We start from the raw sequence: 26,123 nt of genomic DNA on the forward strand, positions 1-26,123 counted from the left end.
AACCAAGGCTGCCGAAGTTTTGGAGGCCTTAAGATACGAGCCCGCGCACCACCAGAACCGAGCATTGCGCGTGATTGACGATGGTCGTTGCGTTGGAGCCAATGAGAAAACGGTCCATGCCCGGCCGATGCGAGCACAGCACGATGAGATCGGCGCCCCAGTCCTCGGCCTCGGCCAAGACCTTTTGATAAACGGGGCCGAACAGCAGCGTCGTGGACACGCGTTCGGGCGCGCAGTCAAACTTGGCGGCGATCGCCGCTATTTCCTTCTCCAAGCCGTGACGCACCTGAACATTAAAATTTTCAGGCACGTAGTCGAGAAAAGAGATGGGCAGGAGCGACTGCACGTTGACGACGCGCATCTCGCTGTCGAACGCCTTCGCCAGCGCCTGTGCGACGGAGATCGCCCGGTCGGTCATCTCAGGTTCGGTGAGATCGATCGGCAGCAGAATTTTGCGATACATCGGCGCGCTCCGGGAGATTCTCCGGATATGGCGCGGGACCCGCTCGAAACAATGATGAGGCGGCGCGCGTTTTGCGGACTGCGGCCGGTTTGCGGCGATTGAGCCGTTCAATCCATCGATCGGGTGGTGGAGCTGCGGGGAATCGAACCCCGGACCTCTGCAGTGCGATTGCAGCGCTCTCCCATCTGAGCTACAGCCCCGCTCCGGCGCGTGGGGTACACGGGGGGCGATATCCTGTCAATCGGCTTGGCGCCGCCAAGCGCCGCCCAGCGCTTGCCATCGCGAATTCCTGTCGCATGAGGGGGACGCCGAAGGATTGCCGCGACGGGGCAGGGAGGCTAGACAGGGCGGAACCTCATCCGCTGGAAGCCGTCATGTCCTACGCTATGGTCAAACTTCTTCTCACGATCATCGATATTTACTGGTGGATTCTGCTCGCCACGGTGGTCGTGTCCTGGCTCACGGCCTTCGACGTCATCAATATGCGCTCGAACGTCGCCTATTCGATCTGGAAATGGCTGAACGCCATGACCGAGCCGCTGCTGGGTCCGATCCGCTCGGTGCTGCCCAGCGTCGGCGGATTAGACATCTCCCCGCTCATTCTGCTGCTGCTCATGCAGTTCCTCCGCGATCTCATCGCCAACAGCGCCGGCGCCTACGCGCTTGGGTGAAGGAGGCGCGGAGAATGCATCTTCCGCCTGGGCGATCGAATCGGGAGGCGTCGCGCTATACGTGCGGCTGACGCCGAAAGGCGGACGCGACGCCGTCGAAGGCGTGGAGACTCTCGCCGACGGTCGCAGCGTCCTGAAGGCGCGGGTGCGCGCCGCGCCGGAGAACGGCCGGGCGAATACGGCGCTGATCGCGCTGATCGCCTCGACGCTAAGAACCCCTAAAAGCGCGGTTTCGATCCGCGCCGGCGCGACCAGCCGCGTCAAAACAGTTTTCGTTGCGGGCGCGCCCGCGCTCTATCTCGATGCGCTGGCGAAGCTGGCGCCAACACACGGTTAGGACATGAGCAAGTCGAAGATCAATGTCGGCAATTTTTTCGAAGACTTTAAAATCGGCCAAATCATTCGTCACGCCGCGCCGCGCACGGTCACGGTCGGCGAGGTCGCACTGTATACGGCGCTGTATTTGCCGCGCTTCGCCGTGCAGTCCTCGACCGCCTTTGCGCAGGCGATCGGCTATGAGCGCGCGCCGATCGACGATCTGCTCGTCTTTCATCTCGTGCTCGGCAAGACCGTGCCCGACGTCTCGCTCAACGCCATCGCCAATCTCGGCTACGCCGATTTCAAATTTCTGATCCCCGTCTATCCGGGCGACACGCTGTCGGCGACCTCGGAAGTCATCGGCCTTAAGGAGAATTCCAACAAGGAAACCGGCGTCGTCTATGTGCGCACGACAGGAGCCAATCAGCGCGGCGAGACCGTGCTGAGCTATGCGCGCTGGGTGATGGTGAAAAAGCGCGACCGTGACGCCCCCGTGGGACCGGAGATCGTGCCCGATCTGCCGAAATCCGTCGCCCCTTCCGAACTTGGCAAGGCCGCGCCGGCGATCAATGTCGGCGCCTATGACAAGGCGCTCGCCGGCTCCCGCTATTTTTGGGCAGATTACGACCAGGGCGAGAAAATCGACCATATCGACGGCATGACAGTCGAGGAAGCGGAGCACCAACTCGCGACCCGGCTCTACCAGAACAACTCGAAAGTTCATTTTAATCAGTACTATGAAGCGCAGGGCCGTTTCGGCAAGCGCATCATCTACGGCGGCCACGTGATTTCCCTCGCCCGGGCGCTTTCCTTCAACGGCCTGGAGAACGTCTTCCATATCTCGGCCGTGAACGGCGGACGCCACGTCAATCCGCTGTTCGCGGGGGGCACGGTCTTCGCCTGGTCGGAGGTTCTGGAGAAGGCGGAGATTCCCGGCCGTCAGGATATCGGCGCGTTGCGCCTGCGGCTCGTCGCAACCAAGGACAAGCCCTGCGCCGATTTTCCGCTCCACGGCGCCGACGGCAAGCCCGATCCGGCGGTGCTGCTTGATCTTGATTATTGGGGCGTGCTGCCGCGATGAATCAGCTATGATCGCAGCCGTATCAAGGATGTTGGGGAGATTGGTCGAATGAACAGAACTTTGCTTGTTGCGCTCTCATTCTGCATGGCCATCGCGGTCGCCCATCCCGTCCGCGCGGAAACCGCCGCGCCGGACAGCAAGGTCGTCGTGCCTATGGAAGCGTTGCCGCGTTATGGCTCGCTGGTTTCCGCTTGGTACAAAAAGCCCGTCTACGATTTGAACGATAAGAAGGTCGGCGTGATCACCGACATGCTGTTTTCAGGTGGCGAGATCAACGCCGTCATGCTCGACGTCGGGGGCTTTCTCGGCATTGGCGCGAAGCACGTCGCCATTCCGGCCAACGACATCACGGTCACGGAAAAGAACAACAAGACTTGGCTGACCATCAATACGACAAAGGACATCGTGAAGAAGGCGACCGGCTACAAATATGATGCGGCCGAGCACGCCTGGAAGGTGAAGTAGCAAGGGCGCCGCGCCGTGAGAAATTCGCGTAGCGCGCCGTCCGGCTGCCGCTCGTTCCAAAAAGGATTTTTTCTATGCTGAAACGCGTCTTCGTCACAGCCTCGCTCGCCATTGCCGCTTTCGCCCCGCTACCGGCCGGCGCCCAGAATGCCCAAACCGAAACCGTTGTGGTCGTGCCGCTCGAAAGGCTGCCGGTCTACGGTTCGGTGGTCTCCGCCTGGTACAAGCAGCCGGTCTATGATCCCAATGAAAAGAAGCTCGGCTCGATCGCGGACATGCTGTTTTCCGCTGACGGCTCCATTAACGCCGTGATGCTGAACGTCGGCGGCTTTCTCGGGCTCGGCGTGAAGCATATTGCGATTCCCGTATCCGCGATCACCATCACCCAGAAAAATAACAAGACCTGGCTGACGCTCAACACGACGAAGGACCTGCTGAAGAAGGCCCTCGCGTATAAGTTCGACAAAGCCACCGGTCTCTGGGACCCGATTTGATCGGCTGAACTGTTCCAGACGCGCACGGCGGCCTGTCCTCCTGTCGGATATCTGCCGCGAAGCTTGGAACATCGGGTCTTCGATGCTTGTTCTAGGCACACACACGAACGCCGTTCGCTGTGGCGCTAACAACATGCACCGGAGACAACCATGCTCAAGTCCTACCTCCTCGCAGGCGCGCTTATCGCGACGCTGTCAGGCGCGGCTTTGGCCGAGCAGATGAATCGCACGACTGACCGTCCCACCGGGGCGATGGACCGGTCAACGACCGGGACGATGGATCGTTCGACCACTGGGGCCGCCGGTCGTCCGGATTTCCTGACGACGCTTCCGCAGAATGCGCTGCTGGTCTCAAATATCCATGACCAGAACGTTTACGATCCGCAGGAGAACAAGATCGGCGAAGTGAAGGATCTCGTGCTGGATCGCGGCGGCAAAGTCACCGCGGCGATCATCTCAGTCGGCGGCTTCCTTGGCATGGGCGAAAAAGACATCGCCGTCGCCTTCAGCGATCTTCGCGCCACAGAGCGCAACAACAAATGGTGGCTGACGATCAACGCCACCAAGGACGAGCTGAAGAACGCAACGGGCTTCCGCTTCGACAAGAACAAGGGCCTTTGGACGCTCGGCAGCAAGTAACCGCCGCCGTCGACGCTCTAGCTAAGCCTCGCCGCGGTGCGGGGCTTAGCTCACGAGTTCGCCGCCTGACTGGATTGTTGAGCCGTACCTTCGAAGGTTGGCGGAAGCATCATCGCAGAGACGCGCGCGAAGCCGACGCCGACACCGTCGCTCGCAGGCAAATTGACCGGCCTAAAGGAGTGGCTTGGTCGCAAGATGATCATGCGAACCGCGCCACTGCTATTCTCAAGCAGGGGCGCCAGATGCTAGCATGACGGCGGCGTCGACAGATGCGCATGCGGATCGTTTCGAGCCTTCATCCGGCGCGGTTGGCACGGGCCAATCATGCGCAACTAGCGCTCACATACGCGCCGGCAGCTTGTCCTCGTCGGCAAGATTGGAGAAGCGGGTGACCTCAGCCTCGAAGGCGAGCTGCACCGTTCCCGTCGGACCGTGACGCTGCTTGCCGATGATCGCTTCGGCGCGGCCATGCGCGCGCTCCATCTCCGCCATCCATTGAATGTGTTCTTCGGTGCCTTCGCGCGGCTCGCGGTTACGAAGATAATATTCTTCCCGATAGACGAAGATGACGACGTCGGCGTCCTGCTCGATCGAGCCTGACTCGCGCAGATCGGAAAGCTGCGGCCGCTTGTCGTCGCGGTTCTCGACCTGGCGTGAGAGCTGCGACAGCGCGATGATCGGCACATTGAGCTCTTTGGAAAGCGCCTTGAGGCCTGTCGTGATTTCGGTGAGTTCCTGCACGCGATTTTCATTGCGGGATCGCGAACCGGCGAGCAGTTGGAGATAGTCCACGACGAGCAGGTCCAGGCCTTTCTGGCGTTTGAGGCGCCGCGCCCGCGCGGTGAGCTGCGCGATCGAGATGCCGCCGCTCTGATCGATGTAGAAGGGAATGCTCTGCATTTCCCGTGCGGCGTCGGCGATGCGCCGAAAATCGTCCTCATTGATGTCGCCGCGGCGAATCTTATAGCTCGGCACGCCGGATTGCTCGGCGATGACGCGCGTCGCCAATTGTTCGGCCGACATTTCCAAAGAGAAGAAGCCGACGATGCCGCCGTTGATCGTCTTATGCGTTCCGTCGGGCTCAGCGTCGAATTGATAGGCCCGCGCGACATTGAAGGCGATGTTCGTGGCGAGCGCGGTCTTGCCCATGCCCGGTCGCCCGGCGACGATGATGAGGTCGGATTTTTGCAGACCGCCCATCTTTTCATCGAGGTCGAGCAGGCCCGTGGCGACGCCGGACAAATGCCCGTCGCGCATATAGGCGCTGCTCGCCATGTCGAGCGCCGTGGTGAGCGCTTCGGCAAATCGCTGAAAGCCGCCGTCATAGCGTCCCGTCTCGGCGATCGAATAGAGCTGCCGTTCGGCTTCTTCGATCTGCGCGCGCGGCGGCGAATCGATCGGCGAATCATAGGCCGTGTTGACGATGTCCTGCCCGATGACGATGAGATCCCGGCGAACCGCGAGATCATGAACGGTGCGGCCATAGTCCTCGGCGTTGATGATCGTCGTCGCCTCGGCGGCAAGTCGGGCGAGATAGGCCTGGATCGTCACGCCGGCGGGAAGCTCGATGTCGGCGAGGAACGTCTTCAGCGTTACGACGGTCGCGAGCTTGCCGGCGCGAATGAGCTGCGCCGCAAGTTCAAAGATGCGCCGGTGCAAGTCCTCGGAAAAATGCTCGGGCTTCAGGAAGTCCGAAACTCTGTCGAAAGCGTCATTGTTGACGAGAATCGCGCCGAGCAGCGCTTGCTCGGCCTCGATATTGTGCGGCGGCGCGCGATAGGCAGGCGCGTCCGGCTGCGCGACCTGAAACGCGCGCCGGCCCGCCAATTGTTCGATTGGTGGCATCGATGATCGGACTTGTTTGAGACTGTTCCGGGCTGCAAACGCGACGCGCGAGCCTGAGACGCCGTTAACAATACATTAACGCGTCGGCGCCGCCATAGGCTTTTGTCCGCCGCGGCGAGAAGCGAGTCTTATTCACACGGTGAAAAAAGATTCGCTCGGCGCGTGTCCGACTCCTCTTGCATTGAAAAGAGAATCAGAGATCGGCCCGGGAAAACGAAACCGGCGGCCAAAAGGCCGCCGGCGATGCGTTCGCATTACGGGAGATTACATCTCGACGTCGCCGGCTTCTGCAAGAGCCGCACCGACTTCCAAGCCGAGATCGTCCATCGACGTCTCTTCCCGGATCGTAGCGCTTTCGCCACGCGCCTGCCGCTCAGCCTCTTCTTCCGAACGGGCAACGTTGATCGTGATCTTCACATCGACTTCCGGATGCAGATGCACCGGCGTCTGATGAAGGCCGAGAGTCTTGATGGGGTGCACCAGGACGATCTGATCGCGATTGACCGAGAAGCCGCCCGTGGTCGCCGCCTCGGCGATATCGCGCGCCGAAACCGAGCCATAGAGCTGGCCGCTCTCGCCCGCCTGGCGAATGATATTGAAGCTTTGTCCGTTGAGCTTTTCGGCGACGGCTTCGGCTTCTTTCTTAGCCTCGAGATTGCGCGCTTCAATCTGCGCCCGCTGCGTCTCGAAATGCTTCTTGTTGTTTTCCGTCGCTCGCAGCGCCTTGCCGCGCGCCAGCAGGAAATTGCGGGCGTAGCCGTCGCGCACGCGCACGGTCTCGCCCATCTGGCCGAGCTTGGCCACGCGTTCCAGCAGAATGACGTCCATCTTTGCTACTTCTCCGAGATTGCGGGCTATGTCGAGAAAAACCGGGCGAAAGTCAATCCGGTTTTTGCATCGCGGTGGGCCCGGCGTCCGTCTTTCGGGCGCGATAGTTGAAGATCAGGTCGGCGACGCCGAGTGCGGCGAAAAACAGGAGGGGCCACCCCAAAAATCCGAGGGTGAAATAGATGACCGCCAGCACCAGAGCGCTCGAGCGCGAACCGCGCAGGTAGATATGCGCGACGGCGAGCCCTTGGAACGCAAGGAGCAATCCCATGGTCGTCGCCAGCACCAGTCCAATCGCGCCGGCGAGGCCCTGGAAGAAGACCAGCGCGACTCCGCTCAGAAAAAGGCCGCCCACCGGCTTGGGCAGGCGGAATTCATTGGCGATGTCCGGCCAGGGGCGGCTGAGCAGCTTGGAAGCTTGCGCAATTCTTGCGGCGAGCCACAAATTGATAACGTGGATCAGCAGGCCATAACCGGCAAGAAAGGCGGGGATAGCGCGCGCGACGGACCCTGAAAGCGTCGTCGGATCGATCTTATCGCCAAGGTCGCGCTCTTTCACCATCATGTCGAGCAGGATGAAAGCGCGCGCCCGGATCGGATTTAGCGCTTCGTCGAGCGATCCGAACGCGAGGGTGGCGACAATCAGCCAGAGAATGATCGCCGTCGCCAAAAAGGTCGCTGGCGCGAGCGCCGACCAGGCCGGCAGATAACGCGTCAGCCTGTTCCGGCCGCCGCGGGGCGCCCCGAGCGCCGCGTAGACAGCCGACCACGCCGGCGCAGCGATCAGCAGCGCATAGCCCATGCCGATCACCGGATGCGGCCAGAAAACCAGGATGATCGTGGCGAGGATTGCCGACGTCGCGCCGTGGATCAGGCCAAAGGCGAAGGCGACGATCATAATCGGCAGGGGCGCCAGATGCGCCAAGAGGAGCCCGCCGACGCCGCCGCGCGCGACGACGGCGAAGATCACGGCCGCTGCGACGCCGCCGAGAATCGACACGGCGAAATTCGGCCAGGAGAGGGCGTTCTTGTCGGACAAGTCTGGGTTCCGCTGACGGCGCGTCGCGCATTGGCGCATGACGCGAAAGGCGCCGCCCGGCGGGGCCGTCGACGCTCATGGGTTTTAGGAGGTCGCAGCCCAAAGGGCAAGGCGGCGCAGCCGTTGGCAAATTTCCGGCAAATTTCCTCTCGTCGCGCCGCGCTTCATGCGTGCGCCCGCGCTCGAACAAATCGCGCGTGGGAAAGTTAATTCTCCAGACATCGAGGCGGGCGGCGGTTTGCCGGTCAGGAGAAAGACAAATGAAGCTGATCAGATACGCTTGGGCGGCGTTCCTCGCCGCCGGGCTGGGCTTGTGCTCTGCGACGGCCGGGCTGGCTCATCATCAATTCCTCGTCGAATCTTTCCCTGCCTCTAGACAGCGGGTCGTTAAGCCAGTGAGTCAGATTAAGCTGGTGTTTGAGGGGAAGGCCGACGCCGTCATCTCAACGATAACGCTCAAGAGCAGAAATGGCATGGTGGTCGCCAAAGCGACCCAGAAACAAGCCTCTAAAGAGTTGATCCTCGACACGCCGGTTCTGCAGCCCGGACTTTATGAAGTCGACTATCGTGTGCTCGCGACGGATGGAACGATCGTGGAGGGCGCGTTTCCCTTCATCGTCGAGCCCTCCCTCTCCGCCTGAGCCCCGATCAAATGATTCCATGTGACCGGGACGCGCTCTAAGGCCGGCGCAGCTCCGGTCCGGGACGTCTGGAGAGCGCCCGCCAGGCGCCGGTGAGGCCGAGGGCGATGGTGACGACGAGAGTGGCGAGCGAGATCAGCGCCGTGGTCCAGGGCAGGAAAGCGAAATCGATCTTCATGAGGATCGTTGTCATCGCGTAGGCGGCGGCGGATCCCGCGGCCACCGCGATCAGGGAGGCGGCGAGGCCGACCAGCCCGAATTCCAGAGCGTAGGCTGAGGCGAGCCAGAGGCGGGTCGCGCCGAGCGTCTTCAGCACCACCGAGTCATGCAGCCTCGCGCGCTGGCCGCTCGCGAGCGCGCTCGCAAGCGCCAGCACCGCCGTGACGATGGCGAGTCCGGCCGCGGCGCGCGCGGCCAGCGCCAACTGCCCGGCGATCTTGTCGATCGCGGCGAGCGCATCCTTGACCCGCACCGAAACGATGCTCGGAAAGCGTTTCGCCGCCTCGCGCGCGAGCCGCGCGTCTTTGGCGTCGCGGGCCGCCACAGATGGCGCGCCGTAAGCCACGGTGAAGAGTTCGGTGTAGGGCGCCCCGGCAAAAACATTGGGCGAAAACACCATGATGAAATTGATCGCGTAACTGCGCCAGTCCACCCGGCGCAGATTGGCGACCTTCGCCGTTATCTCCCTGCCGAGCACATTGACTCGAATCGAGTCGCCAACGGTCAGACCCAATCCTTCGGCGACCTTCTGCTCCAGCGATACGAGCGGCGGACCGACGTAATTCGCCGGCCACCATTCTCCTTCGGCGAGCGCGGAGTTCGCCGGAATTTTGGGGGAAAACGTCACGCCGCGGTCGCCCTCGAGCGCCCATTTAACGTCGTCCGCCACCGCGGTCTTGTCGATAGACGCGTCTTTCACGGCGACGATGCGGCCCCGCATCATCGGCACGTGTTCAATGCGGGCGCCGGGCGCCTCGGCAGAGAGGAAATCAACAAAAGCCTCAGTTTGCGCCTTCGGCACGTCGATGAAGAAGAAGTTGGGGATTTCTCCGGAGTCGGCCCGCGCCAACTCGTTGTGAATCGCGCCTTCCACCAGCGCGAGCGAAATGAGCAGCGTTTGCGTCAGGCCGATGGAGATCATCAGCGCCGGCGTCAGGCTTTTCGGCCGCCAGATGTTGGCGAGCGCGAATCGCAGCCGCGCGTCACGCGAACGGGGAAAGCTGCGGGCCAGCCGCATGGCGACCCAGGCTGCGCCGCGCAGCAGGGCGAAGGCCGCGACAGCGGCGGCGACATAGGCCGCGCCGAGCTTCACGTCAAAGGACGTGGCCATTACGAGGGCCGCGAGCGCAATCGCCGCGGCCCCTGCGCCAGCGCGGTAGCGTGCGAGCGTCGCGCCCCGCTGGTCGTCGCGCAGCAGCGCCGCTACGGGAACTTCATGCGCGCGGCCCAGAGGAACGAGCGCAAAGATCAGGACGACGAGCAGCCCGTACAGAGCCCCATAGAGCGCGCCTTGCGCGTCGAGCGACGCCGATACGGGGAGATCGGCGAGATCGCGCAGCGCTTGCGCCGCGCCCCATGGAATCGCCGCGCCGACGACGAGTCCGAGCAGGATGGCCAAGGACGCCGCCGCTAAAACCTCAGCGAGGGCGATACGGAAGACCCGAGAGCCCTCGGCGCCGAGCGCCTTGAGAATGGCGAATTGTGCGCGCTTGCGCTCGACAAAGCCCTGCACGGCGTTCGCGACGCCGGCGCCGCCGGCGACGAGGGCGGTGAGCGCGACGAGGGTGAGCAGCTGGGCGAACCGGTCGAGATTGCGTGAGAACTGCGGCGAGACGGCGTCCCGCGTGCGCGACTCCCATCCGGCTTGCGGAAAGGCGTTCGCGGCGGCGGCGGCGAACGCCTTGAGGTCGGCGTCGGCGCCCTCGCGGAGCGTGACGCGGATGACATGCCGCACGATCGACCCGGGCGTCGCCAGTTCCGCGCCTGAGAGCGCGGCGCGCGTCATCATGACGCGCGGTCCGAAGCCAATGCCGCCTGCGAGCTTGTCGGGTTCGCTGTGCAGTATTGCGCGCAGCGTGAAGCGCGAAACGCCGATCGTCACGGTTTCGCCAAGCTTGGCGTCGAGGCGTGCGAGCAGCATCGGATCGACCGCGACGCCCGGCAGCCCGTCTCGTATCTCCAGCGCCTCGGCCAACGCCATGTCGGGATCGAGCGCGACCGCGCCGAAAGTTGGGTAAGTCGCCGGATCAATGGCTTTGATCTCCACCAGCGCGGCCTCGCCGTCGTCGCGCCGGGCCATCGCCCGCATCAGCGAAATTTCGGAAAGGCGGCCGCGCGCCTCGAAGAAGGCGCGTTGCTCCGGGGAAAACTCCCGCGAGACGAGGCTGAAGGAGGCGTCGCCGCCCAGGATTGTTCGGCCCTCCCGCGCGAGCCCCTGCGCCAGGGAACGTGAAAGGCCGGACACGCCGGAGATCGCGGCGACGCCGATGACGATGCAGGCGATGAAGACCCCAAACCCGCGGGGGTCGCCGAGCAGATCGCGCAGGGCGAAGCGCAAGGCGAAGGGCAGGGCGGGGAATCGTAACGCTCTCATGACGCCGCCCGCTCGCTCGCCTCGATGCGGCCCGAGCGCAGCAGAACGCGTCGGCTGCAGCGGGCGGCGAGCGCCGCATCATGGGTGACGAGCACGAGCGTCGCGCCGCGGCGCCGTTGTTGTGCGAAAATAAGTTCAATCACGGCGGCCCCGGTTTCCGAATCGAGATTGCCCGTGGGCTCGTCCGCCGCGAGGATCAGCGGGTCGGGCGCGAGCGCCCGGGCGAGCGCCACCCTCTGCTGCTCGCCTCCCGAAAGCTGAGCCGGGTAGTGGGCCAGGCGCTCAGCGAGCCCGACCGCCGCAAGCTCGGCCTCGGCGAGCGCGAAAGCGTCTGATTTCCCGGCGAGTTCCAGTGGAATGGCGACATTCTCCAGCGCCGTCATGGTGGGGATCAACTGGAAAGACTGGAAAACGATCCCTATGTTTTCTCCGCGGAAACGCGCGAGCGCGTCTTCCGAAAGGGCGCCAAGATCGCGCCCGTCAATCCTGACGCTTCCGGCGTCGGGTCGCTCCAGTCCGGCGAGGGTCATGAGCAAAGTCGATTTGCCCGAGCCGGACGGTCCCAGAAGAGCGACGGTTTCGCCCTGGTGTACGCTCAGGCTGACGGTCTTGAGCACATGCACGCTGGCGGCGCCTTCGCCGAGCGTGAGATCGACGCCTTCAACTTCGATGACTTGTCGCAGCACGGAGCAAAACCTTGAATGATGCGCCGCATTCGACGCCCGCAGTCCAGTCGACTTATTGCGCTTTCCGCCGTTCTCTCCAAGCCGCGGCTCTCGCGTCCTTGGCCCTGTTGACGATGGCGCTTACATCGGCGCGCGCCGAACCCGTGCGCATCCTGGCCTTTGGCGACAGCCTGACGGCGGGGCCCGGCATCGGCGCCGAAGACTCGCTTCCAGCGCAGCTCAAGAGACGCCTGAGCGACGACGGATATAATGTCGAGGTCGTCCAAGGGGGCGTTTCCGGCGACACGACGACGACCGGGCTCGCGCGCCTCGACTATACGCTCGGCGCCGGACCATTCGACATCGCCGTCGTCGAACTTGGCGCCAATGACATGCTGAACGGGCATGATCCGAAGATCACGCGCGCCAATCTCGACCGGATTCTTGCGACGTTGAAGCAGAAAGGCGTTCGCCCGGTGCTGACGGCGATGGTCTCGAGCGCGAATCACGGGCAAGCTTACAAGAAGGAATTCGATTCGGTTTATCCGGATCTTGCCGCCAAACATGAGGCGCCGCTTGTGCCCTTTATCTTGGAAGGCGTCTGGGGCTCTCCCGCGCTCCTCATCTCGGACGGCATTCATCCCAACGCCGCTGGCGTGGCGAAGATCGTCAAAAAAATCGCACCCTATGTTGAAAGAACGCTCGTTTCCATGGGGGCGAGTAGGACCTCGCGCGCGCAATGAGGCTGCGCGATCCCGCTTGGGGAGGATGTCATGCCCAGACTGTTTACGGCCCTGGAGATTCCCCGATCAATCGCCGAAAGCCTCGCGCGCCTGCGCGGCGGAATCCCCGGCGGCCGCTGGATCGACGTTGAGAATTATCACGTCACCTTGCGCTTCATCGGCGACGTCGATGACGCTTTCGCGCGCGACGCGGCGAATGCGCTCTCCTTCATCCGCCGTCCGGAAGTCACCGTCACCTTCGACCAGCTGACGTCGTTTGGCGGCGACAAGCCTCGCGCCATCGTGGCGCGCGCGCGGCTGGAGCCGACCCTCATGGACATGCAGGCGGAGCAGGAGCGGCTATTGCGTCGGCTCGGCGCGCCGCCCGAGCCGCGCAAATTCATCCCACATGTGACGCTCGCGCGTCTGCGCGGCGCCAGCGCTGGCGCCGTCGCCGCCTATCTCGGCGCGCGCGGCTATTTCCCGCCGCTGCGGTTCACGGCGGAGCGCTTCGTGCTTTATTCGTCGCGCGATTCCGTGGGGGGCGGCCCCTACATCGTCGAGGCGGAATATCCGCTGCTTGTGGCGCCGCAAGCGCTGACAGGAACGGCGCGAGGTTAGGCGCACGCAGAAACGGGTAAACAATTGCAGGAGATTAAGAACCGCTTTTTTAAGCGAGCAGATTGTCGATTGCGCCGAGCGGTGATCAAATATCATACGTCCGCGATCGGCCACGGCGTCCTTATCAGTGAACTTGAAGCGCGTCTTCGGCGGGTCGAGCAGCATCTCAACCTTGAACAGGACACTCTTTAGATTCGGCCGGAGGATACGGCGTCCTTCATTCCTGCGCCGACGCCATACTTTGAGCGCTCGCACGTCCTTTGGCGACGATTTCCGCCAAGGAAGGGTCTTTCGCGAGCGCTTCGGCGATCAATCGGTCGGACGCGGCCTCGATCTCCGTCGAGAGCTTGTCGAAAAAGGCGCGCGGCTCCATGCCGGGCGCGATCAGCGGCAGGAACTCGATCACGACGGTCCCCGGCCGGACGAGGAACGAGCGGCGCGGCCAAAACAGCCCGGAATTCACGGCGACGGGAAGCACCGGCGTTTCGGTCGCCGCGTAAAGATGCGCGATGCCGAATTTATATTGCGGCGGCGCGCCGGCCGGGCGACGCGTGCCTTCGGGGAAAATGAAGAGCTGCCGTCCCTGGGCGAAAATTTTCTTGGATTTGGCGATCAGCTGCGGCAGCAGCTTGCCGCCCTTTGCGCGATCGATGGCGATCTGCTCGGCCGCCAGCAGGTACCAGCCGAAAAAAGGCAGCCAAATCAGTTCGTGCTTCAAGATGTAGCTGAAGTCGGGAAATCTAATCGGCAGAACGAAGGTTTCCCAGATCGACTGATGTTTGCAGGCGACGATCACTGCGCCTTTGGGGATATTCTCGAGACCTCGCCAGTCAACCTTCGCGCCGCAGATCTTGTCGAGCAGCCAGAGGGTCGTGCGTCCCCAAGTGCGTCCAAGCTCCTGGTTGATCTGGCGCCGCATCATCAGGCCCGGCAGCCAGACGATCATGAGCGTGAACATGTTCAAGAAGAACACGATCTGGAAAATGAGGGAGCGCAGGAGGAGCATGGGCGAGATCTGGGCGGAGGAGCGTGGCGCGCTTTTACGGCGCCAGGAGGCGTTGGAACAAGCTCTCACTCAGATGCGACGCTGTGGCGAAGCTGCGGGGGAGGCTCCGACTCCTCGTATCTCCTGAAAAGCTTGGTGCGCAGCAGCGATCCGACGTATTTCACATATTCCTTTCCGACAAATCGGGCGACGCGCAGATCGCTGATCCAGTCGGCGACGTCGATATGTTCGCTGACCACCGGAAAGGGATAGAGCTCGACATTCGGCAAGGCGGCTGAGATTTCGACCAGCGCACGCGGCATGTGGTAGTTCGACGTCACCACGATGAGCGTGCGGGTGATGTTGTGCTCGCGCGCCCAATCGCGCGTCTCTTTGGCGTTGCCGGCGGTGTCGAGCGCCTGATAGCCGAGGTCGACGCAGCAGTCGAAGAGCTCGCGCGACATGGGCAGTATTTTCGCTAGCAAGGAGCTGCGGGTAGAGGGATTGACGCCGGTGATCAGCATGCGTCGCGCCTGACCGCTGGCGAGAAGCGTCGCCGCGTCGAGCACGCGATCCGAGCCGCCGGTCAGCGCGACCACGCCTTCCGCCTGCACCGGAATGGAGAACTCCTCTCGCGGCAGCGACAGCGCGAAGCCCACAAAACCCAACAGGAGCGCCGCGGCGAGAAAGGCGCCGCCGGCGAGGATCGCGCAGGCGGCCTTGCGGACGGCGCTACCCATTCTTCACTCCCTGGCGTGCGGAGGTCGTCAATCTTGGGGTCCTTCGCCCATGCTTCCTGCCCAAAACGCGCGAGGCGCGATTCTGACGCGACTATAGGGCTATTTCTGCGCCGATGTTATCGGGGCGGCTGTTTTGGGTGAATGCGCTTAACCGAGCCGCTGCAGGTGGCGCAGCACAATGAACTGCGAGAGATAGCCGGTCAGCGCGGCGACGCCGCCCGAGAGCAGAACGATGACGACAAAGCCGCTCGGGCCAATCGAGAAATCGCCGAACAGGGCCTCCATCTGATCGCCGCCGCCGGTCGCGCGCCACCGCTGCGCCAGGAACTGCGCCAGGGCGAAAAAGGCGATCGCGCCGCCGCCACCGATCAGGGCGCCGCGAAAGCCGAGCGCCATGAAGCGATGCTGAAATTCTCGCGAGATGAACGAGTCGGCGGCCCCGACAATATGCAGCACTTCGACGATCTCGCGATTAGTCGCCACCGCGGCGCGTGTGGCTGAGGCCACGGCGACGGCCATGGCGGCGAGGATCAAAACGAAAATGAGGGCGGCTATGGCCACGGCGGCGCGCGCCATATCGCCAAGACGCTCGATGAAGACATGATGATCGTCGAGCACGGCGTTAGGAACGGCGCGCTCGAGCTCCATGCGCAGCTTGTCCAGATCCGCCCGATTTTCGACGTCGAGCTTCAGCACGATCATGCGGGGCGTAGGCAATTCAGAGAGATCCAGACCCTCGCCGAGCCACGGCGTCAGCAGCGCCTCGGATTCGGACTTGCCGTAGATTCGGGCTTCCCGCACGCCGGGCGTTCGCCGCATCGCCTCCGCCGCCTCCTTAACATCGGCCTCGACGTTGCGGCCGGGGACCGGACGCACCTGCACGGTCGCTTCGCGCGCGACGTCGCTGCGCCATTCGACGCTCGCATCGGCGACCAGAATGGCGACGTTAGCCGCGAGCGCGGCGAGAAACGTCATGATCGCGATGACGATGACGAGCGAGCGGCCGGCGACGGAATCGGCGGGCACCAGCGCGCTCTGCGCCGGAAACTCTTCGGCGTCTTCATCGACGTCAGACGCGGCCGGGCGAATCGAGGACCAAAATCGCATCAAGGCCATCGTCTGCTCATTCGAAGATGTGAAGCCGGCCGTCGGCAAGCACAAGACGCCGCGCATCTTCATACTGGTCCATCAGGCTCAAGTCATGAGTGGCGATAATGACGGCGGTTCCGGATCGGTGGAGTTCGATGAAGAGGCGCAGGATCCGGCGCGCGAGCGTCGGGTCGACATTGCCCGTCGGTTCGTCGGCAAGCAGCAGTTTGGGTTGCGAAATCAGCGCACGGGCGATCGCCGCGCGCTGCTTCTCGCCGCCCGAAAGGACCGTTGGGAACGCATGCGCGCGTTCGCCGAGACCCACCCAGCGCAACAGTTCGAGCACCTCGGCGCGATAGGTCGACTCTTCGCGCCCGAGCACGCGCAAGGGCAGGGCGACGTTTTCGTAAAGCGTCAGATGATCCAGAAGGCGAAAGTCCTGGAAGACGACGCCGATTTTGCGGCGCGTCTCGGCGACGTCTTCATTGCTGAGCGCCGCCGTGTCCTTGCCGAAGATATTGATCAACCCGCGCGTCGGCCGCAGCGCCATGATGATCAATCGCATCAGGGTGGTCTTGCCTGCGCCTGACGGGCCCGTCAGGAACTGGAAAGAACGCGGTTCGATCTGGAAATTCACGTCTCGGAGCGTTTCGGCGCCGACGCCATAGCGCAAGCCGACATTCTCAAAGGTCAACACGACGCCGTCTTCTCCCCAAAGATGGCCCCAACGGCGGGGGTTCGAATGACGCTCGGGACGGATGCGCGAGTCGCGACAATAGCAGTTCACCCCTGCTTAGCCATCATCACTCTTAACGATCTCTTGTCTTGGAGCTTCTATGCATGCGACGGCGCTTCGCGCCGCGGATCGCCGGCGGCGTCACGATCACCCGCCTGACCCGTCAGCGATCTTCTAGAGGCAATACGAAGCTGAAGATGGTTCCGCCCTCGGGGTTGGGCTCCGCCCAGATCTTTCCATTATGCGCTTCGATGATCGAGCGCGAAATGGAGAGGCCGACCCCCAGACCGTGCGGCTTCGTCGTCGTGAACTGCTCGAAGAGCCTGTCTTTGATCTCCTCGGGCAATCCTGGGCCGGTGTCCGCGACATCGGCGCGGATGAGATTGCCTTCAATCAGGCGGGTCGACACCCTCATCTCGCGTCGCTCGCAGTTTTGCATCGCCTCGACGGCGTTACGCTTAAGATTGACGACGACCTGCTGAATCTGAACTTTGTTGATCACCACCGTGTCCGGCGACGCTTCGAGGTCGATTGCGGTTTGGACATGATGTTCCCTGGCGAGCGCATCGGTGAACTCGCAGGCGGTTCGGATGACGGCGTTCAGATTTTGGGGAGCTTTTGAGGTCTCTCCGCGCGCGATGAACTGGCGCAGATTGTCCATAATTTCGGCGACGCGGAAGACTTGCGCATCGGCGTTGTCCAACATCTCCTCGACCTTCTCAATCGAGAGGTCTTTTTCGTTCAAATGCCGACGCGCGAAGTTGAGATAGGCGCCGATCGCCGTCAAAGGCTGCTTGAGCTCATGGGCCAATCCGGTCGCCATATTCTCAATCAACTCAAGGCGGTTCGCCTGAAGTTCCTGAACCCCCTGCTCGCAGCGGAGCCTGGAGCTGAGATCGCGGATCAAAGCGATGAAAAGCCGCTCCCCGTCGCAGGCGACTTCGCTGACGACGAGCTCCACGGGAAACACCGAACCGTCTTGTCGCAAGCCTTCGATCTCGTGGCGAATGCTTGGAGTTCCCCGCCGCAGATAGTCGCGGTGGCGCTGGTTCGCCTCTGGCGTCAGCATGCCGAAATCCCGCCCAACAACGTCGCCGGGCGCGTAGCCGAAAAGCGACGCCGCTTCCGCGCTGATCGATCGCACCACGCCTTGCTCGTCGAGCGCAATGTTTCCGTCGAAGGCGGCGTTCAAGATCGGGGGCAGATCAGGGCGTTCTTCGCCTTCCGCTACGCTTGGCGCGAATGAGTCTGGAGGGCTGAGGGAACGCATACGATTTCCCCGGGGGCGCCCGGCGCGCGCCGCTCGCAGCCCCAACTTGCGGTAGCTAGGCGCTGGCGGGGCGAGTTCAACCCCAATACCCCCGACCCAGGCGCATTTTCAACCGCCGAGAAATGGCCTAAGCAGACGCCATGTCGCCGACACAAGCCCCAGCGCCGCTGTTCTTTCTCAACGCACGGCTGATTGATCCGGGCTCGGGACGCGAAATGCGCGGCGGTCTCGTGACGCTCGACGGAGTCGTCGCGGAGGTCGGCGAATCCGTTCGTCAGGGCGACGCTCCCGAAGGCGCGCGCGTCATCGATTGCGCCGGCGACGTCGTCGCGCCGGGCCTCATCGACATGCAGGCCTTTGTCGGCGAACCGGGAGCGGAGCATCGCGAAACCATCGCCAGCGCGACTCTCGCCGCGGCGGCGGGGGGCGTGACGACCATCGTGTCAACTGCAGCGACGGCGCCGCCCGTCGACGATCCCGCCGTCGTCGATTTCGTGCTGCGCCGCGCGCGCGACACCGGGCGCGTGCGCGTCGCCCCGATGGCGGCGCTGACCAGAGGCCGCGAGGGCAGGGAGATCGCCGAGCTGGGCCTGCTGCAGCAGGCCGGCGCGATCGCTTTCTGCGACGGCGCGCGCTCCGTGCGAAGTGCGCTGGTCATGCGACGCGCGCTCACCTATGCGCGAGATTTCGATGCGCTGGTCATTCATTTCGCCGAAGACCCCGACCTTTCCGTCGGCGTCATGAACGAAGGCGAATTTGCGCATCGGCTCGGCCTCGCCGGCGCGCCGCGTGAAGCAGAGGCGATCATGCTCGATCGCGACTTGCGGCTCGTCGCGCTGACCGGCGCGCGCTACCACTCGGCGATCGTGACGACGACGCTCTCGTTGGACGCGTTGCGCACAGCCAAGGACGAGGGCTTGGCCGTCACCTGCGGGACCTCGATCAATCATCTGACGCTGAATGAGAACGACATCGGCGACTACCGCACCTTCCTCAAGCTCAGACCGCCGTTGCGCCACGAGGATGAACGCAAGGCGCTCGTTCGCGCGCTCGGCGAAGGTCTGATCGACGTCATCGTATCCGATCATGATCCGCAGGACGTCGAAACCAAACGGCTGCCCTTCGCGGAAGCCGAATATGGGGCGATCGGCGTCGAGACGATGCTCGCGGCGGGGCTTCGACTCGTGCATTCGGGCGACGTTACGCTGATGCGCCTGCTCGAGGCGATGACGTCGCGCCCGGCGGGAATTTTAGGGCTACGGCAGGGCAGACTGCAAAAAGGCGCCCCCGCGGACATCATACGCTTCGATCCCGACGCGCCCTTCGTCGTCGATCCCGCAACGCTGCACTCGCGATCCAAGAACACGCCGTTCGATGGGGCGCTGCTCCAGGGCGTGGTCAAGACGACCGTCGTCGGGGGCGCAATCGTCTACGAGGAATAAAGGCCGCGACAGCGCTTGGCGCTTGTCGCCGGCCAGAGTCAGCGGACGTGTCGGCTCGACGACCGGACGGCTTCCGCGATCATCAGCAGAAACGGCGCGCCCAGGATCCAGGCGGGAACGAACCAGCCATAGCTATCAGTCATGACACTCTCCTTTGGTCCTATCCCCAGCTCGCCTTCAACCGCTGCGACCGTTCGAGGTTCCGTCCGGCGCCCTTTTTTTGCGCCCTCGTAGCCCTTTATCCCAATGTGACAGCGAACCTATGTCGCGCCTTCAGCGCCTGCATACTGAGCCAGACTGCAGCTCCAGCCCCAACGAAATGAGCAAGAAGCAAGTTAAAGTTCGCCATTAAGATGAAGACGTCGAGCGCGCGCACGATCCTGTCCGGATCGGTGATCGCGATCCCCGGCGGCTGCGACACGGTCTTGGCGACAAGCAGGGCGATGCTCAAGCCGACGCCGATGAACGAGACCACCGAGCCCAGCACATTGACGAGCGAACCGACCCCAAGAAACCACAACGCCGCGGACTGGTCGGCGCCGAGCACGCTGGCCGGATCGCGCATCAGCCTGCCCGAGGCGATCGTCGAGAAGAGATCCAGGAACAGCGAAGCGAATAAGAGTCCCAGTCCGAAATACCCCCAATGGATCGGATCGCTGACCCAGACGGTGGAGCTGATGGATTGGCCAACCGCGCCAAAGGCGAGGAGCGGCGCGGTCAGGAACGCCAGAACGAAATCCAGCCAAAATCCGAGCCAACCCATGAGGCGGATGCGACGGCCAAGATCCTGCCCGACCAGGACTGATTCCGGCGAAATCGTCAACGTCATCTTTGGCGGCGCGGCGGCGACAAGCGCCGTCGACGTCACGCGCCGCGCCGGTCCGGCCAAAGCGACGAAGCCGAGATAGGCGATCAATCCGGCCGGCAGCGCGAAAGCGGCGATCCGGTTCAATGCGCGTGCGACTTCGGCGAAGCCAGGATCCGCCAGAGCCGGCGATCCGACCGAGATCCCCACGACGTCAAACGCAGCGCCACTGAAAATCGCTTCGAATCCGCCGCTGACGATGAGCAGGCCCGCGGCCGCATAGACGAACTGGCGCAGGGGATAGGCGGCGAACCGCCTCCAGGCCGCGCCGACCCCGAAAGGGTAGTTCGGAAACCAGCTGCGCCACAGATATTGAGCGGCGAGCAGGATGACGACGAGCGCGGCGAAGTTCAGCGCCAGATTTGTGAGCGGTCCGCCGATCGACGGCTCCCACAGCCGCAGACCCCAAGCGACGAGGGTGAGCAAGGCGAACAGGGCGGCGAAGGCCCAATCGACCGGATCATCGAAGAAATCGTAGCGCAATTTTTTAAAGCCGCATTTAGGCCCCGCCACACAACCAGTTGGCGCGCGCGGCGGCGATTTCAACGCGAGCAGTGCAGCGGTGTCCGCTTGAACAAACGCCAGACAAGGCGAGGGCTCCTGCGACGATGCTCCTGGGAAGGCTATCGGCGACTCTTGAGGAATGCGTGAGCCGCCTTATGAACATATGACTGCTTCTAAGAATTAAGGCTTCTAAGAATTAGGAGTGAATTTATGAAAGCGCTTTTCGCCACAGCCGCCGTTTTCGTCGCAATCTCTCTCTGTTCGAGCGCGCTCGCGCACGTTCCGAGCTTTCCAAAGGATGAGCCTTACGCGAAGGCGCGCCAGGCTCTCCTCAAAAAAGGTTGGAAGCCTGTTCACGCGCCCGAGGCTGGATTCGTCTGTCAAAAAGGCGATCCTCGCTGCAAGGGACGACCCGAGACGGTGTCTTGCGCCGGAACGGGAATGGCCAATTGCATTTTTCGCTGGAAGCGCAAGGACGTCGTCATCGACGTCAATACGGTGGGCGAAACGAAGCCGGTGATTACGGAAGTAACCTGTCATTCCGGATGTAGGTGATTTCCGCGATTGCTCTTTGGCTCAAACTTCTGTTGCGAGCCGAAGGCTTTCCGCCCCTTGAAGAATTCCGCCAATAGCCTTAAAGCCTCGCCGCGCGCGAGCGACGGGCTCGTGACCACTCGGAACGAGGATCATGGCCAAGGAAAAGTTTTCACGCACGAAGCCGCACTGCAACATTGGGACGATTGGGCACGTCGACCATGGCAAGACGTCTTTGACGGCGGCGATCACCAAGGTTCTGGCGGAGACGGGCGGCGCGACCTTTACGGCCTATGATCAGATCGACAAGGCGCCGGAAGAGAAGGCGCGCGGCATCACGATTTCGACGGCGCATGTCGAATATGAGACGAAGAACCGCCATTACGCCCATGTCGATTGTCCCGGCCACGCCGATTATGTGAAGAACATGATCACCGGCGCGGCGCAGATGGACGGCGCGATTCTGGTGGTCTCGGCCGCCGACGGCCCGATGCCGCAGACCCGCGAGCACATCCTGCTCGCCCGCCAGGTCGGCGTGCCGGCGCTCGTCGTGTTCTTGAACAAGGTCGACATGGTCGACGATCCGGAGCTTCTGGAGCTCGTCGAGCTCGAAGTGCGCGAGCTGCTCAGCAAATATGAATTCCCTGGCGACGACATTCCGATCACCAAGGGTTCGGCGCTGTGCGCGCTCGAGGGCAAGAACCCCGAGATCGGCCATGACGCGATCCTGAAGCTGATGGAGACGGTCGACGCCTACATCCCGCAGCCGGAGCGTCCGAAGGATCAGCCGTTCCTGATGCCGGTCGAGGACGTGTTCTCGATTTCGGGCCGCGGCACGGTGGTGACGGGGCGCATCGAGCGCGGCGTGATCAAGGTGGGCGAGGAAGTCGAGATCGTCGGCATCCGTCCGACGACGAAGTCGACGGTGACGGGCGTCGAGATGTTCCGCAAGCTGCTCGACCAGGGCGAGGCGGGCGACAATGTCGGCTGCCTGCTGCGCGGCACGAAGCGCGAGGACGTCGAGCGCGGCCAGGTGCTGTGCAAGCCGGGTTCGGTGAAGCCGCATACGAAGTTCAAGGCTGAGGCATATATCCTCACCAAGGAAGAGGGCGGCCGTCATACGCCGTTCTTCACCAACTATCGCCCGCAATTCTACTTCCGCACGACGGACGTGACCGGCATCGTCACATTGCCCGAGGGCGTGGAGATGGTGATGCCGGGCGACAATGTGACGATGGAAGTCGCGCTGATCGTGCCGATCGCCATGGAGGAGAAGCTGCGCTTCGCCATCCGCGAAGGCGGCAGAACGGTTGGAGCTGGAGTGGTCGCATCGATCATTGAATGATCGATGCGACGACGGAATGCGATCAACCGCATTCCTATGCGGCGCCGGCGTCGTCGCCAGCATCATCGAGTAATCGTCGCTGTAGCGCGCTAAAGGATAAAGGGGGCAGGAGCCGCGCTCTTGCCCCTTCATTTTTAGACCCATTTCTGACAGCGGCGAGGATAGACATCCGCGATGAAGCCGTCCGTCGTCAAACTTGAACGCACGCATGAGCGCTGGGCGACGATGTCGATCGCGACCATCCGCATGCCCGACGGAATAACCCTACTGCGCGATGTCGAGGACCATGGCTGCGCGGCCGCCGTGCTGCCATACGATCCTGCGCGCAAGACGGCGCTGCTCGTCGAGCAGCTGCGCGCCGCTCAGCTGATCGCGGTCGGCGCGACGCATTCGCTAGAAGCGATCGCCGGTCTCGTCGAGGGCGAGGATGACGCGGCGGCCACGGCGAAACGCGAGGCGCTCGAAGAAGGCGGTTTGCGGCTTGGCGCGCTGGAGCATGTCGCGACCGCCTGGTCGATGCCGGGCGTCTCGACCGAGCGCATGACGCTTTATCTCGCCGAATACCGGGCCGAGGATCGCGTCGGCGACGGCGGCGGGGTCGCGCATGAAGACGAAGAGGTTCGCGTCGTCGAACTGAGCCTCAAGGAACTTTCCGAGCTGATGGCGGCGGACGGCATCATTGACATGAAAACGCTCGCGCTGGTTCAGGCGCTGCGTCTTCGGCGTCCTGAACTCTTCGAGTAACGCGCGCGATCGTAGGCCGACGAATAGCTGGGAGCGAACGCCGGTGACTAGCAGCCTCCGCCGCTGACCCCCGGCGCGAGCCGCAGCGCGTCGCAGAGATTGCGCGACTGGAAGTCGTCCATCATTTTTCGCGTGATGACGCTGGTGGAGCCCGGCACTTGCATGACGGGGGTTGGCGCTCCCGTTGGTCCGGTCACATAGTCTGCGAAATAGCCGTCGTCAGCATATGGCGGCGGCGCCACCACGCGATGAACCCGGGCGTGCGCGCCGCGCACGCGCACGTCGGCAGCGGCGGCGGTTGTCAGACCAACCGTGGCGAGGACGATGAGCAGGAATAGGGCGACAGCCTTGCGCATGGCGTTGTCCTCCTGCCCGAAGCATATAGGGGTCCGGGGTCACAAGGAAGCAGGCCGGCAGCCGTAAAAGGCGTATCAAGAGCCGCCCTGCTTCGCGCCAGCTCAGGCGGCGAGTTCGTCGCCCAGAAGCACCGCGGGCAGGCGGCGCTCGTCTAGGCGCTCGACGGTGGCCGTCGGCTGCTGAGCGAATTGCTCGACTTCCAGCGCCGCGGCGACGGCGGAAATGCCGATCTCGCGGTAAAGCCGCGCGAGAAGGTCATGGGGATGGCCGCTGGATTGGGGCTCGTTGAACTCGACGGAATACTTGTCGGACATGGGCGCGCTCGACGACAGGAGGGGAACTCAAGGGACGTTTTCCTAGGATTGTCCTTCGCAAGTTAACGAGCCGCTAAGGAACCGGGGCCGAGGCGGCGCTCGCCCAACTTTTTTTCAAATGCGCGAGAGCCGTTGCATTCGCCGTGAAATTGCGAAAAATGCGCCCGAGCCGCCCCTTGACCCCTTGACCCCTTGGCCCCTTGGCGGCGGTCACGCGAGTCTTTGAACCGATGCGACGTCATCTTCCGCCCGAGCCCTGGTCGAAAGTCGCGCTGTGGAGCCGACGGTTCGCGATTTTCGCCGCAACTGTGGCGATTTTGGCGATTCTGCTAGGGCGACTTGGCGCCCTTGACCCGGCGTCCGCGCTCGCGTCGCTGGGCGGCGCCATGGCCTTGGCGCTGGTTTCACTGCTTCTGTTTTTCGCCGCTTGCAACGTGATTTGGCGGACGGGACGGCGGGGGGCGGGCGCAGCGGCGACCGCGTTCGTCATCGCGGCGCTGACGCTGGGCTACCCCGCCTATCTGGCTTTCGAGGCGGTGCGGCTGCCGGTGCTTTCCGACATTTCGACGGACGTCGCCGATCCTCCTTATTTTTCCTTCTCCAAAGCCGCCTTCGAGGCGCGCAGCGGCTTCCAGCCTCCGGGTCTCCCGTCCCGGGCGCGGGAGGCGCAGCGGCCGGCCTATCCCGACGTCGAACCGATCGTCGTCGATCTCGACACGGACGAGGCCTATGCTCTGGTGCTGAAAACGGCCAAAGCCCGCGGCTGGACGCTCGTCGACAAGCGGCCGCCGGGCGGACGCAGCGGCGACGGCCATATCGATTTCATCGACAAAACGCTCGTCATGGGATTTGACGACGACATCACCGTCCGCTTCAAGCCGCTGCCCGGTCAGACGCGCATCGATCTGCGCTCGGCGTCGCGTTACGGACGCCATGACTTTGGCGTGAACGCCAAAAGAATCGCAGCTTTCGCCGAGGAACTTCAGTCACAGCTCGACGCGCGCTAGCGCGCTCCCCAAATTGAATGCAGGCGAGACGCTCGTTTTCGGCGGCGTCTTCGATTATGCTGCACAGCAAAGCTTAGCGACGGGAGCGGTGAAATGGTCGAGGAAAGCGGCGTCGCTCCAGCAAGCGCGCCAATGATTCCCCCTTTCACCCGCGAGCAGGAGCTCACCGCCTTTCGCGAAATGTTGCTCATCCGGCGCTTCGAGGAAAAGGCCGGACAGCTTTACGGCATGGGCGTCATCGGCGGATTCTGCCATCTCTACATCGGCCAGGAAGCTGTGGTCGTCGGCGTTAAGATGGCGGCGCGCGACGGCGACCAGTTCACCACGAGCTACCGCGACCACGGACATATGCTCGCCTCAGGGATGGAGCCCAGGCGCGTCATGGCGGAGCTCGCCGGAAAGCGCGGCGGCTATTCCAAGGGCAAGGGCGGCTCGATGCACATGTTTTCGCGCGAAGCGAATTTCTACGGCGGGCACGGCATCGTCGGCTCGCCGGCGCCGATCGGCGCGGGAGTCGCTTTCGCCAACGCCTATCGCGGCGACGGCCGCGTATCTTTGACCTTTTTCGGAGAAGGCGCCGCCAACCAAGGCCAGGTCTATGAGGCCTTCAACATGGCGTCGCTCTGGAAACTGCCGGTCGTTTTCATTGTCGAGAACAACCGTTATGCGATGGGGACAGAGATTTCCCGCGCCTCCGCGCAAATCGACCTCTCCAAACGCGGCGCGGCTTTCGGCATTCCGGGCAAGCAGATCGACGGCATGGACGTGCGCATCGTCAAGACTACGGCGGACGAGGCGATCGAATGGTGCCGCGCCGGCAAGGGCCCCTATCTCATAGAGGCGCAGACCTATCGCTATCGCGGCCATTCGATGTCCGACCCCGCGAAATATCGCTCCAAGGAAGAAGTCCAGAAGATGCGCGAGGAGCATGATCCGATCGAGCAAGTCCGCGCGCGGCTGATCGCCGACGGCATGAGCGAGGACGAACTCAAGAAGATCGACGCCAATGCGCGCAAGATCGTCGCCGAAGCCGCGGATTTCGCCACTGCGGACAAGGAGCCGGACCCGAGTGAGTTGTGGACGGACGTGCTGGCGTCGTGAGGGAT

Annotated in this window: 29 protein-coding genes and 1 tRNA gene; 15 read left to right on the plus strand and 15 right to left on the minus strand. The window is 63.2% G+C overall.

The window, feature by feature from the left end:
• Positions 1-28: 28 nt before the first annotated feature.
• Positions 29-463 carry a universal stress protein gene (locus tag EHO51_RS06300; RefSeq protein WP_124738184.1) on the minus strand — a complete coding sequence of 145 codons (435 nt, stop codon included), beginning with the start codon at positions 461-463 and terminating at the stop codon, positions 29-31.
• Positions 464-587: 124 nt separating this feature from the next.
• Positions 588-663 (minus strand) — tRNA-Ala (locus EHO51_RS06305).
• Positions 664-837: 174 nt separating this feature from the next.
• Here EHO51_RS06305 and EHO51_RS06310 point away from each other — a divergent pair.
• The 6 genes from EHO51_RS06310 (at position 838) to EHO51_RS06335 (ending at position 4,131) form a co-directional block, all read left to right on the plus strand.
• On the plus strand, positions 838-1,134 hold the full coding sequence (locus EHO51_RS06310; RefSeq protein ID WP_026222972.1) for a YggT family protein: 297 nt from the start codon (positions 838-840) through the stop codon (positions 1,132-1,134).
• Positions 1,127-1,471: a DUF167 family protein gene (locus EHO51_RS06315; protein ID WP_124738185.1), complete on the plus strand. Its 345-nt coding sequence runs from the start codon at positions 1,127-1,129 to the stop codon at positions 1,469-1,471. The genes EHO51_RS06310 and EHO51_RS06315 overlap by 8 nt, the downstream gene beginning before the upstream one ends.
• Before the next feature lie 3 nt (positions 1,472-1,474).
• Positions 1,475-2,533: a MaoC family dehydratase gene (locus EHO51_RS06320; protein WP_124738186.1), complete on the plus strand. Its 1,059-nt coding sequence runs from the start codon at positions 1,475-1,477 to the stop codon at positions 2,531-2,533.
• Between the two features lie 48 nt (positions 2,534-2,581).
• The gene (locus EHO51_RS06325) at positions 2,582-2,998 is read left to right on the plus strand and encodes a PRC-barrel domain-containing protein (RefSeq protein WP_040573441.1); all 417 of its coding nucleotides are present in this window, start codon (positions 2,582-2,584) and stop codon (positions 2,996-2,998) included.
• A gap of 74 nt (positions 2,999-3,072) precedes the next feature.
• The gene (locus EHO51_RS06330) at positions 3,073-3,492 is read left to right on the plus strand and encodes a PRC-barrel domain-containing protein (protein WP_124738187.1); all 420 of its coding nucleotides are present in this window, start codon (positions 3,073-3,075) and stop codon (positions 3,490-3,492) included.
• A gap of 150 nt (positions 3,493-3,642) precedes the next feature.
• Complete coding sequence (locus EHO51_RS06335; protein WP_124738188.1) at positions 3,643-4,131, plus strand: PRC-barrel domain-containing protein; 489 nt, start codon at positions 3,643-3,645, stop codon at positions 4,129-4,131.
• 339 nt (positions 4,132-4,470) lie between these two features.
• Here the strand turns inward: EHO51_RS06335 and EHO51_RS06340 are convergent, their stop codons facing one another.
• The 3 genes from EHO51_RS06340 to EHO51_RS06350 all read right to left on the minus strand — a co-directional run bounded on the left by EHO51_RS06340 (position 4,471) and on the right by EHO51_RS06350 (position 7,843).
• Positions 4,471-5,976 (minus strand): replicative DNA helicase, encoded by a 1,506-nt coding sequence (locus tag EHO51_RS06340; protein ID WP_124738189.1) that lies wholly within the window; start codon positions 5,974-5,976, stop codon positions 4,471-4,473.
• 264 nt (positions 5,977-6,240) lie between these two features.
• On the minus strand, positions 6,241-6,804 hold the full coding sequence (gene rplI / locus EHO51_RS06345) for a 50S ribosomal protein L9 (protein ID WP_018408386.1): 564 nt from the start codon (positions 6,802-6,804) through the stop codon (positions 6,241-6,243).
• A 52-nt stretch (positions 6,805-6,856) separates the two neighbouring features.
• Positions 6,857-7,843, minus strand: a complete 987-nt coding sequence (locus tag EHO51_RS06350) for a DUF2232 domain-containing protein (protein WP_124738190.1) — start codon at positions 7,841-7,843, stop codon at positions 6,857-6,859.
• Between the two features lie 260 nt (positions 7,844-8,103).
• On the opposite strand from EHO51_RS06350, the gene EHO51_RS06355 reads away from it, so the two are divergent.
• Positions 8,104-8,484, plus strand: coding sequence for a copper resistance CopC family protein (locus tag EHO51_RS06355; protein ID WP_124738191.1), 381 nt, complete (start codon positions 8,104-8,106; stop codon positions 8,482-8,484).
• A 37-nt stretch (positions 8,485-8,521) separates the two neighbouring features.
• Here the strand turns inward: EHO51_RS06355 and EHO51_RS06360 are convergent, their stop codons facing one another.
• The gene (locus EHO51_RS06360) at positions 8,522-11,077 is read right to left on the minus strand and encodes an ABC transporter permease (protein ID WP_124738192.1); all 2,556 of its coding nucleotides are present in this window, start codon (positions 11,075-11,077) and stop codon (positions 8,522-8,524) included.
• On the minus strand, positions 11,074-11,763 hold the full coding sequence (locus EHO51_RS06365; RefSeq protein ID WP_124738193.1) for an ABC transporter ATP-binding protein: 690 nt from the start codon (positions 11,761-11,763) through the stop codon (positions 11,074-11,076). Before EHO51_RS06365 ends, EHO51_RS06360 begins: the two co-directional genes overlap by 4 nt.
• Positions 11,764-11,876: 113 nt before the next feature.
• Here EHO51_RS06365 and EHO51_RS06370 point away from each other — a divergent pair, with 113 nt between their 5' ends.
• Together EHO51_RS06370 and thpR are read left to right on the plus strand one after the other, a co-directional pair.
• A complete protein-coding gene (locus EHO51_RS06370) occupies positions 11,877-12,485 on the plus strand; it encodes an arylesterase (RefSeq protein WP_245257156.1) in 609 nt (202 codons plus the stop codon).
• 30 nt (positions 12,486-12,515) lie between these two features.
• On the plus strand, positions 12,516-13,085 hold the full coding sequence (thpR, locus tag EHO51_RS06375) for an RNA 2',3'-cyclic phosphodiesterase (protein WP_029651285.1): 570 nt from the start codon (positions 12,516-12,518) through the stop codon (positions 13,083-13,085).
• Between the two features lie 217 nt (positions 13,086-13,302).
• Here thpR and EHO51_RS06380 read toward each other — a convergent pair whose 3' ends face one another.
• The 5 genes from EHO51_RS06380 to EHO51_RS06400 form a co-directional block, all read right to left on the minus strand.
• Positions 13,303-14,091, minus strand: coding sequence for a lysophospholipid acyltransferase family protein (locus EHO51_RS06380; protein WP_124738195.1), 789 nt, complete (start codon positions 14,089-14,091; stop codon positions 13,303-13,305).
• A 65-nt stretch (positions 14,092-14,156) separates the two neighbouring features.
• Positions 14,157-14,810 (minus strand): YdcF family protein, encoded by a 654-nt coding sequence (locus tag EHO51_RS06385; RefSeq protein ID WP_124738196.1) that lies wholly within the window; start codon positions 14,808-14,810, stop codon positions 14,157-14,159.
• A gap of 147 nt (positions 14,811-14,957) precedes the next feature.
• Positions 14,958-15,917, minus strand: coding sequence for a cell division protein FtsX (locus tag EHO51_RS06390; protein ID WP_432431926.1), 960 nt, complete (start codon positions 15,915-15,917; stop codon positions 14,958-14,960).
• Positions 15,918-15,933: 16 nt separating this feature from the next.
• Positions 15,934-16,596, minus strand: a complete 663-nt coding sequence (ftsE, locus tag EHO51_RS06395; protein ID WP_018408375.1) for a cell division ATP-binding protein FtsE — start codon at positions 16,594-16,596, stop codon at positions 15,934-15,936.
• 202 nt (positions 16,597-16,798) lie between these two features.
• Positions 16,799-17,905 carry a two-component system sensor histidine kinase NtrB gene (locus tag EHO51_RS06400; protein WP_245434776.1) on the minus strand — a complete coding sequence of 369 codons (1,107 nt, stop codon included), beginning with the start codon at positions 17,903-17,905 and terminating at the stop codon, positions 16,799-16,801.
• A 140-nt stretch (positions 17,906-18,045) separates the two neighbouring features.
• Between EHO51_RS06400 and pyrC the strand changes: the two genes are divergently transcribed.
• On the plus strand, positions 18,046-19,347 hold the full coding sequence (pyrC, locus tag EHO51_RS06405; protein WP_124738198.1) for a dihydroorotase: 1,302 nt from the start codon (positions 18,046-18,048) through the stop codon (positions 19,345-19,347).
• 238 nt (positions 19,348-19,585) lie between these two features.
• On the opposite strand, the gene EHO51_RS06410 is transcribed toward pyrC, so the two are convergent.
• Entirely contained in the window at positions 19,586-20,695 is a 1,110-nt protein-coding gene (locus EHO51_RS06410; RefSeq protein WP_124738199.1) for a DUF3611 family protein, read from the minus strand.
• A 231-nt stretch (positions 20,696-20,926) separates the two neighbouring features.
• Here EHO51_RS06410 and EHO51_RS06415 point away from each other — a divergent pair, with 231 nt between their 5' ends.
• The 3 genes from EHO51_RS06415 (at position 20,927) to EHO51_RS06425 (ending at position 23,339) form a co-directional block, all read left to right on the plus strand.
• Positions 20,927-21,271, plus strand: a complete 345-nt coding sequence (locus tag EHO51_RS06415) for a hypothetical protein (protein WP_124738200.1) — start codon at positions 20,927-20,929, stop codon at positions 21,269-21,271.
• Positions 21,272-21,404: 133 nt separating this feature from the next.
• Positions 21,405-22,595: an elongation factor Tu gene (tuf, locus tag EHO51_RS06420; RefSeq protein WP_018406022.1), complete on the plus strand. Its 1,191-nt coding sequence runs from the start codon at positions 21,405-21,407 to the stop codon at positions 22,593-22,595.
• Positions 22,596-22,769: 174 nt separating this feature from the next.
• Complete coding sequence (locus EHO51_RS06425) at positions 22,770-23,339, plus strand: NUDIX domain-containing protein (RefSeq protein WP_124738201.1); 570 nt, start codon at positions 22,770-22,772, stop codon at positions 23,337-23,339.
• Positions 23,340-23,386: 47 nt separating this feature from the next.
• On the opposite strand, the gene EHO51_RS06430 is transcribed toward EHO51_RS06425, so the two are convergent.
• Together EHO51_RS06430 and EHO51_RS06435 are read right to left on the minus strand one after the other, a co-directional pair.
• Positions 23,387-23,695, minus strand: a complete 309-nt coding sequence (locus EHO51_RS06430; RefSeq protein WP_124738202.1) for a TonB-dependent receptor plug domain-containing protein — start codon at positions 23,693-23,695, stop codon at positions 23,387-23,389.
• Between the two features lie 102 nt (positions 23,696-23,797).
• On the minus strand, positions 23,798-24,010 hold the full coding sequence (locus EHO51_RS06435; protein WP_124738203.1) for a hypothetical protein: 213 nt from the start codon (positions 24,008-24,010) through the stop codon (positions 23,798-23,800).
• 230 nt (positions 24,011-24,240) lie between these two features.
• Between EHO51_RS06435 and EHO51_RS06440 the strand changes: the two genes are divergently transcribed.
• Positions 24,241-25,017, plus strand: coding sequence for a DUF1499 domain-containing protein (locus tag EHO51_RS06440; RefSeq protein WP_124738204.1), 777 nt, complete (start codon positions 24,241-24,243; stop codon positions 25,015-25,017).
• Between the two features lie 93 nt (positions 25,018-25,110).
• Positions 25,111-26,118 carry a pyruvate dehydrogenase (acetyl-transferring) E1 component subunit alpha gene (gene pdhA / locus EHO51_RS06445; RefSeq protein ID WP_124738205.1) on the plus strand — a complete coding sequence of 336 codons (1,008 nt, stop codon included), beginning with the start codon at positions 25,111-25,113 and terminating at the stop codon, positions 26,116-26,118.
• Positions 26,119-26,123: the final 5 nt, after the last annotated feature.

The sequence above is a fragment of the Methylocystis rosea genome, assembly GCF_003855495.1.
GTDB classification, from domain to species: Bacteria; Pseudomonadota; Alphaproteobacteria; order Rhizobiales; family Beijerinckiaceae; genus Methylocystis; species Methylocystis rosea_A.

Bases quoted from the DNA above. Each gene is read 5' to 3' on its own strand.
- EHO51_RS06300 (WP_124738184.1), bottom strand. From the start codon at position 463: ATGTATCGCAAAATTCTGCTGCCGATCGATCTCACCGAACCTGAGATG.
- EHO51_RS06310 (WP_026222972.1), top strand. From the start codon at position 838: ATGTCCTACGCTATGGTCAAACTTCTTCTCACGATCATCGATATTTAC.
- EHO51_RS06320 (WP_124738186.1), top strand. From the start codon at position 1,475: ATGAGCAAGTCGAAGATCAATGTCGGCAATTTTTTCGAAGACTTTAAA.
- EHO51_RS06325 (WP_040573441.1), top strand. From the start codon at position 2,582: ATGAACAGAACTTTGCTTGTTGCGCTCTCATTCTGCATGGCCATCGCG.
- EHO51_RS06330 (WP_124738187.1), top strand. From the start codon at position 3,073: ATGCTGAAACGCGTCTTCGTCACAGCCTCGCTCGCCATTGCCGCTTTC.
- EHO51_RS06335 (WP_124738188.1), top strand. From the start codon at position 3,643: ATGCTCAAGTCCTACCTCCTCGCAGGCGCGCTTATCGCGACGCTGTCA.
- EHO51_RS06340 (WP_124738189.1), bottom strand. From the start codon at position 5,976: ATGCCACCAATCGAACAATTGGCGGGCCGGCGCGCGTTTCAGGTCGCG.
- rplI (WP_018408386.1), bottom strand. From the start codon at position 6,804: ATGGACGTCATTCTGCTGGAACGCGTGGCCAAGCTCGGCCAGATGGGC.
- EHO51_RS06355 (WP_124738191.1), top strand. From the start codon at position 8,104: ATGAAGCTGATCAGATACGCTTGGGCGGCGTTCCTCGCCGCCGGGCTG.
- EHO51_RS06360 (WP_124738192.1), bottom strand. From the start codon at position 11,077: ATGAGAGCGTTACGATTCCCCGCCCTGCCCTTCGCCTTGCGCTTCGCC.
- EHO51_RS06370 (WP_245257156.1), top strand. From the start codon at position 11,877: ATGGCGCTTACATCGGCGCGCGCCGAACCCGTGCGCATCCTGGCCTTT.
- thpR (WP_029651285.1), top strand. From the start codon at position 12,516: ATGCCCAGACTGTTTACGGCCCTGGAGATTCCCCGATCAATCGCCGAA.
- EHO51_RS06380 (WP_124738195.1), bottom strand. From the start codon at position 14,091: ATGCTCCTCCTGCGCTCCCTCATTTTCCAGATCGTGTTCTTCTTGAAC.
- EHO51_RS06385 (WP_124738196.1), bottom strand. From the start codon at position 14,810: ATGGGTAGCGCCGTCCGCAAGGCCGCCTGCGCGATCCTCGCCGGCGGC.
- EHO51_RS06390 (WP_432431926.1), bottom strand. From the start codon at position 15,917: ATGCGATTTTGGTCCTCGATTCGCCCGGCCGCGTCTGACGTCGATGAA.
- EHO51_RS06400 (WP_245434776.1), bottom strand. From the start codon at position 17,905: ATGCGTTCCCTCAGCCCTCCAGACTCATTCGCGCCAAGCGTAGCGGAA.
- pyrC (WP_124738198.1), top strand. From the start codon at position 18,046: ATGTCGCCGACACAAGCCCCAGCGCCGCTGTTCTTTCTCAACGCACGG.
- EHO51_RS06415 (WP_124738200.1), top strand. From the start codon at position 20,927: ATGAAAGCGCTTTTCGCCACAGCCGCCGTTTTCGTCGCAATCTCTCTC.
- tuf (WP_018406022.1), top strand. From the start codon at position 21,405: ATGGCCAAGGAAAAGTTTTCACGCACGAAGCCGCACTGCAACATTGGG.
- EHO51_RS06425 (WP_124738201.1), top strand. From the start codon at position 22,770: ATGAAGCCGTCCGTCGTCAAACTTGAACGCACGCATGAGCGCTGGGCG.
- EHO51_RS06430 (WP_124738202.1), bottom strand. From the start codon at position 23,695: ATGCGCAAGGCTGTCGCCCTATTCCTGCTCATCGTCCTCGCCACGGTT.
- EHO51_RS06435 (WP_124738203.1), bottom strand. From the start codon at position 24,010: ATGTCCGACAAGTATTCCGTCGAGTTCAACGAGCCCCAATCCAGCGGC.
- EHO51_RS06440 (WP_124738204.1), top strand. From the start codon at position 24,241: ATGCGACGTCATCTTCCGCCCGAGCCCTGGTCGAAAGTCGCGCTGTGG.
- pdhA (WP_124738205.1), top strand. From the start codon at position 25,111: ATGGTCGAGGAAAGCGGCGTCGCTCCAGCAAGCGCGCCAATGATTCCC.